Origin of the sequence: Streptomyces lushanensis, assembly GCF_001700515.1 — a bacterium.
Lineage (GTDB): Bacteria > Actinomycetota > Actinomycetes > Streptomycetales > Streptomycetaceae > Streptomyces > Streptomyces lushanensis.
In genome coordinates this window covers 1-5,343 of record NZ_MAUD01000435.1, presented here as the reverse complement: position 1 = coordinate 5,343, position 5,343 = coordinate 1, and the positions used below count along the sequence as shown (strand labels likewise).

General features: G+C 72.0%; 5 protein-coding genes. 4 read left to right on the top strand and 1 reads right to left on the bottom strand.

Going from position 1 to position 5,343, the window contains the following annotated elements; translation table 11 throughout:
- Together BFF77_RS33780 and BFF77_RS28720 are read left to right on the top strand one after the other, a co-directional pair.
- Window positions 1-2,066, top strand: a 2,066-nt coding sequence (locus BFF77_RS33780) for an ATP-binding protein (protein ID WP_079125578.1), incomplete at its 5' end; no start/stop codon positions are given.
- Window positions 2,063-3,202 (top strand): acyl-CoA dehydrogenase family protein, encoded by a 1,140-nt coding sequence (locus BFF77_RS28720; RefSeq protein WP_066955581.1) that lies wholly within the window; start codon window positions 2,063-2,065, stop codon window positions 3,200-3,202. The genes BFF77_RS33780 and BFF77_RS28720, both read left to right, overlap by 4 nt.
- Window positions 3,203-3,245: 43 nt before the next feature.
- On the opposite strand, the gene BFF77_RS28715 is transcribed toward BFF77_RS28720, so the two are convergent.
- The gene (locus BFF77_RS28715) at window positions 3,246-3,854 is read right to left on the bottom strand and encodes a TetR/AcrR family transcriptional regulator (RefSeq protein ID WP_066955577.1); all 609 of its coding nucleotides are present in this window, start codon (window positions 3,852-3,854) and stop codon (window positions 3,246-3,248) included.
- A gap of 118 nt (window positions 3,855-3,972) precedes the next feature.
- Between BFF77_RS28715 and BFF77_RS28710 the strand changes: the two genes are divergently transcribed.
- Both BFF77_RS28710 and BFF77_RS28705 read left to right on the top strand, forming a co-directional pair.
- Window positions 3,973-4,377, top strand: coding sequence for an ester cyclase (locus BFF77_RS28710; RefSeq protein ID WP_066955574.1), 405 nt, complete (start codon window positions 3,973-3,975; stop codon window positions 4,375-4,377).
- A 99-nt stretch (window positions 4,378-4,476) separates the two neighbouring features.
- Window positions 4,477-5,163: an SDR family NAD(P)-dependent oxidoreductase gene (locus BFF77_RS28705; RefSeq protein WP_066955571.1), complete on the top strand. Its 687-nt coding sequence runs from the start codon at window positions 4,477-4,479 to the stop codon at window positions 5,161-5,163.
- The last annotated feature ends 180 nt before the right edge of the window (window positions 5,164-5,343 follow it).

Below are 5,343 nucleotides of genomic sequence, written 5' to 3'. Positions count from 1 at the left end.
CGGCGTCCGCGCCCGCCGACACCTATCTGCGCGGCGATCTGATCGTGAAGGCGGCGCTGTCGGCGGGCGCGGACGCCGTGCATCCCGGCTACGGATTCCTGTCCGAGAACGCGGAGTTCGCGCGGGCCGTGCTGGACGCCGGGCTGGTGTGGATCGGGCCGCCGCCGGCCGCGATCGAGGCGATGGCGTCGAAGACACGGGCGAAGGAGCTGATGGGAGCGGCCGGTGTGCCACTGCTCGCGCCGGTGGACCCGGCCTCGGCCACGGAGGCGGATCTGCCGCTGCTGCTGAAGGCGGCGGCGGGCGGCGGCGGGCGCGGAATGCGGATCGTCCGCGAACTCACCGCGCTCGACGGTGAGCTGACGGCGGCCTCGGCGGAGGCGCGGTCGGCCTTTGGGGACGGTGAGGTCTTCGCGGAGCCGTATGTGGAGCGCGGCCGTCATGTCGAGGTGCAGATCCTCGGCGACACCCATGGCACGGTCTGGGCGCTGGGCACCCGGGACTGCTCCCTCCAGCGCCGCCACCAGAAGGTCGTCGAGGAGTGCCCGGCACCCGGTCTGCCGGCCGCGCTCCGTACCGCCCTGCACGAGGCGGCGGTCACGGCGGCGCGCGCGGTCGGGTACGTGGGCGCGGGCACGGTCGAGTTCCTGGTCTCCGCCGAGGGCCGTCCGTACTTCCTGGAGGTGAACACACGCCTCCAGGTCGAACACCCGGTGACGGAGGAGGTGTTCGGGCTGGACCTGGTGGCCCTGCAACTCTCGGTCGCGGAGGGCGCGGCGCTTCCGGCCGAGCCGCCGCCCGCGTACGGCCACGCGGTGGAGGCCCGTCTCTACGCGGAGGATCCGTCCCGGGCCTGGGCCCCGCAGACGGGCACGCTGCACGCGCTGGAGTTCCCGTGGGGGCCGCAGGGCTCGTACGGCCCGCAGGGCTTGTACGGTCCGCGCGGCTCGTACGGCCCAGGCTCGTACGGTCCGGGCTCGTCCAACCCGCGAGGCCCGCGCGGGCTCTTGGAGGAGGGCGCCGGCCCCCGCCCGTCCGTCGGTACCGGCGCGCCACGGCTGCGGGTCGACACCGGTTACGCCGGCGGCGACACCATCGGTGTGCACTACGACGCGCTGCTCGCCAAGGCCGTCGTCTGGGCGCCGACCCGGGACGAGGCGCTGCGCGCCCTGCGGTACGCGCTGCGGCGGGCGCGGATCCACGGGCCCGGGACCAACCGGGACCTGCTCGTACGGTCGTTGGAGCATCCGGACTTCACGGGCGGGCGGTTCGACACCGGGTTCTACGAGCGCCATCTCGACGCGCTGACCGCGCCCGCGCCCGGCGAGCGGCACGCGGCCGTCGCCGCCGCGCTCGCCGACGCCGCGTCCCGGGGGACCGGCTCGGCGCTGCCCGCCCGGCTCGGCGGCTGGCGCAATGTCGGCGCGGGCACCCAGGGCAAGACGTACGGCGAGCACGAGATCCGCTACCGGGCGGGCAGGGACGGCTTCGCCGTCGAGGGCGACGAGGTACGGGTGGTCGCCGTGGGACCTCGCCGTGTGAGCCTCGAAATCGACGGCGTCGTACGGCATTTCGAGGTCACCGTGTACGAGGACGGGGTCCGTGGCGGGGGCCGTGGCGAGGTCCGTGGCGGGCCTCATGCCGAGCTTCGCGGGGAGGGCCGTGGCGAGGTGCATGGCGAGGTGCATGTGGACAGTGCCCACGGCGCGTACCGCCTCACCGCACGGCCGCGCTTCGCCGATCCCAGCAGGCAGACCGAGCCCGGATCGCTGCTCGCGCCCATGCCGGGCACCGTCGTACGGATCGCGGACGGACTCGCGGAAGGCGCCCGCGTCACCGCCGGGCAGCCGCTGATCTGGCTGGAGGCGATGAAGATGGAACACCGGATCACCGCGCCCGCCTCCGGCACGCTCACCGCGCTCCACGCCGTGCCCGGCCGCCAGGTCGAGGTCGGCGCCCTGCTCGCCGTCGTCACCGGCACGGACGCCCAGAAGGACGCCCGCGAAGGCGCCCGTACGGACGCCCGCGAAGACGCCCAGAAGGACACTCAGGAGGAACCATCATGAGCGGCAGCTTCCTCACCGAGACCGAGGAGCGGAGCGCGCTGCGCGCGGCCGTCGCCGCCCTCGGCCGCCGCCACGGCCGCGGCCACGACCGCGAGAGCCTCTGGCGCGAGGCCGGCAAGCTCGGCTATCTCGGCGTCAATCTGCCGGAGGAGTACGGCGGCGGAGGCGGCGGGATCACCGAACTCGCGCTCGTACTGGAGGAGTTGGGCAGCGCGGGCTGTCCGCTGCTGATGATGGTCGTCTCGCCCGCGATCTGCGGCACCGTGATCGCCCGCTTCGGTACGGACGAACAGAAGCGGCGCTGGCTGCCCGGCTTCTCCGACGGTTCCCTCACCATGGCCTTCGGCATCACCGAGCCCGACGCGGGATCCAACTCCCACCGGCTCACCACCACCGCCCGCAAGGACGGCGACGACTGGGTGCTGAACGGGCGCAAGGTCTTCATCTCCGGTGTCGACATCGCGGACGCCACGCTGATCGTCGGCCGCACCGAGGACACGGGCACCGGGCGGCTCAAGCCGTGCCTGTTCATCGTCCCCAGGGACGCACCGGGCTTCCACCGCACCCCGATCGACATGGAACTCCACGCCGTGGAGAAGCAGTTCGAGCTGGTCATCGACAACGTACGGCTGCCCGCCGGGGCGCTCGTCGGCGACGAGGACGCCGGGCTGCTCCAGCTCTTCGCCGGACTCAACCCGGAACGCATCATGACCGCCGCCTTCGCCCTCGGCATGGGCCGCTACGCCGTGGACCGGGCCGTCGAGTACGCGAAGACCCGCCAGGTGTGGAAGGAGCCGATCGGCGCCCACCAGGCCGTCGCGCACCCGCTCGCCCAGGCCCACATCGAGCTCGAACTCGCCGCGCTGATGATGCGGAAGGCCGCGTACCTCTACGACGCGGGCGACGACACCGGCGCGGGCGAGGCCGCCAACATGGCCAAGTACGCCGCCGCCGAGGCCTGCGTACACGCGGTCGACCAGGCCGTACACACCCTCGGCGGCAACGGCCTCACCCGCGAGTACGGCCTCGCGTCCCTGATCACCGCCGCCCGGGTGGCCCGAATCGCACCCGTCAGCCGCGAGATGATCCTGAACTACGTGTCCCACCAGTCCTTGGGCCTCCCCAAGTCGTACTGAACCTCCCGCCGGCACGCGGACACGGGGCGGTTCCCCGGGAAACTCAGGAAAGCGGCCAGCCGCGCAGGGCGGCATCGGCCAGCCTCTGGAGTTCATCACGGGGAACATTGCTCGCGGCTTGCACGGCGATGCCATGGGCGAGAGTCACGATGTAGCGGGCCAGCAGGCCCGGATCGGCCTCCGGCGGCAGGTCGCCTTCGTCCACGGCCCGCTGGAATCGTTCCCGTATCCAGGAGTTGCCGTCGTCGCGCCAGGCGATGAGGAGATCACGGGCCTCCTGCCCGGAGTCCCCGGCGGCCAGCGCGGCCTGCACGCCCAGACAGCCGTGGGGATGGGCGGGGCGGGTGGTGTTACGGATGGTGCCGGCGAGGATCGCGCCGGCCACCCCGAGGGCGGTCGGTTCCCGCAGGGCCCGGACCAGGTAGCCGCTGGGGCCGGTGATGTAGCGGTCGAGGGCTTTACGGAACAGCTCCTGCTTGTTGCCGAAGGCCGCGTACATGCTGGTCGTGGAGATGCCCATCGCCCCGGTCAGGCAGGCCAGGCTGGCGCCCTCGTAGCCGTGTTCCCAGAACACCAGCATCGCGCGCTCCAGCGCCTCGTCGGCGTCGAACCCCCTCGGACGCCCTCTCGGACCACTCGGTTTCGTTCCCACTGGCGCGACCCGCCTTCTTCTGTAGCGATCGATGCGGAAAGTGTTATCCTTCCATTCTGCATCAATCGCTACAGAATTCGAAGAATTCGAAGGTGAACCTCGAAAAGAAGGACGCCTCATGTCCGAAAGTGAGCTGCGCGCGTTCTACGAGCGCTACATCCAGGCACTCAACGCCCATGAGTTCGACGGCATGGACGAGTTCATCAACGACCGGACCACGCTGAACGGCGAGCCGGCGACCCGGGAGGACCTCCTGTCGGTGCAGAAGCGCGATGTGGACGCGGTTCCGGACCTCCACTGGGAACTGAGGGAACTGCTCTTCGACGGTGACCGGCTGGCCGCCCGTCTGATCAACACCGGCACCCCGGTGAAGGAGTGGCTGGGCGTGGCTCCCACCGGCGCGTCGTTCGAGATCGTCGAGTACGCCGTCTACCAGGTCCGTGACGGGCGCTTCGTCCATATGACGGCCCTCCACGACGCCGGGGAAATGCGCCGGCAGCTGGCCGTCGGCCGGCCTCGGTGACCACACGGGGCCGTACGCGGCGCATGCGACGGCCCGCTCGGGCCACTATCTCCGGCCACTGCCGGGCCACTGTCGGGCCACTATTTCGGGAGGAAGACCATGACCGTCACACTGATCACCGGAGCCAACAAGGGCATCGGTTTCGAGACGGCGAAGCAGCTTCTGGAGCTGGGGCACACGGTCTACATCGGCGCGCGTGACGCCGAACGGGGCGAGAAGGCGGCGGCGGCGCTCGGCGCACGGTTCGTCCAGCTCGACGTGACCGACGACGCCTCGGTGAGCGGCGCGCTGGCGACGATCGGCGCGGCCGAGGGCCGGCTCGACGTCCTGATCAACAACGCGGGCGTGCTGGGCGGCGGAGCCCTCGACGGCCCCACGGCACTGCGGGTCTTCGACACCAACGCGGTGGGGAACGTCCGCGTCACGGAGGCGGCGCTCCCCCTGCTCCACCAGTCCTCGAACCCCACGGTGGTTACCGTCTCCAGCAGCGCCGGGTCCTTCTGGGCGGTCACCAACCCCGACCGGCCCGAGTACGGCCTGCCGCTGGCGCTCTACTCCGCCTCGAAGGCGGCGGCCACCATGCTCACGGTCCAGTACGCCAAGTCCTATCCGGGCATCAGGTTCAACGCGGTCGAGCCCGGCACCACCGCCACCGACATGACCGCCGCCTTCGGCATCGGCCGCTCTCCCGAGGAGAGCGCCAGGGTCGTCGTCCGCTTCGCGACCCTGGACGCGAACGGCCCGACGGGAACCTTCCAGGACGAAGCCGGGGAGCTGCCCTGGTAGACGTGCCCTGGTAGGCCCGGGGAACGACCCCTGCAGGGGCAGCACGTCCGGGGCAGTACGCAGCGGGGGCCGGGGCGGCGCGGCCGGGGCCGTGCTGCCCCGGCCCCGCCCGCGCCGCCCCGGCCCCCGCTGCGCACTGCCCCGGACGTGCTGCCCCTGCAGGGGTCGTCCCGCTGGCCG

Excerpts from the sequence above, each read along its gene's own strand:
- BFF77_RS28720 (WP_066955581.1), top strand. The coding sequence starts at position 2,063 with ATGAGCGGCAGCTTCCTCACCGAGACCGAGGAGCGGAGCGCGCTGCGC.
- BFF77_RS28710 (WP_066955574.1), top strand. The coding sequence starts at position 3,973 with ATGTCCGAAAGTGAGCTGCGCGCGTTCTACGAGCGCTACATCCAGGCA.
- BFF77_RS28705 (WP_066955571.1), top strand. The coding sequence starts at position 4,477 with ATGACCGTCACACTGATCACCGGAGCCAACAAGGGCATCGGTTTCGAG.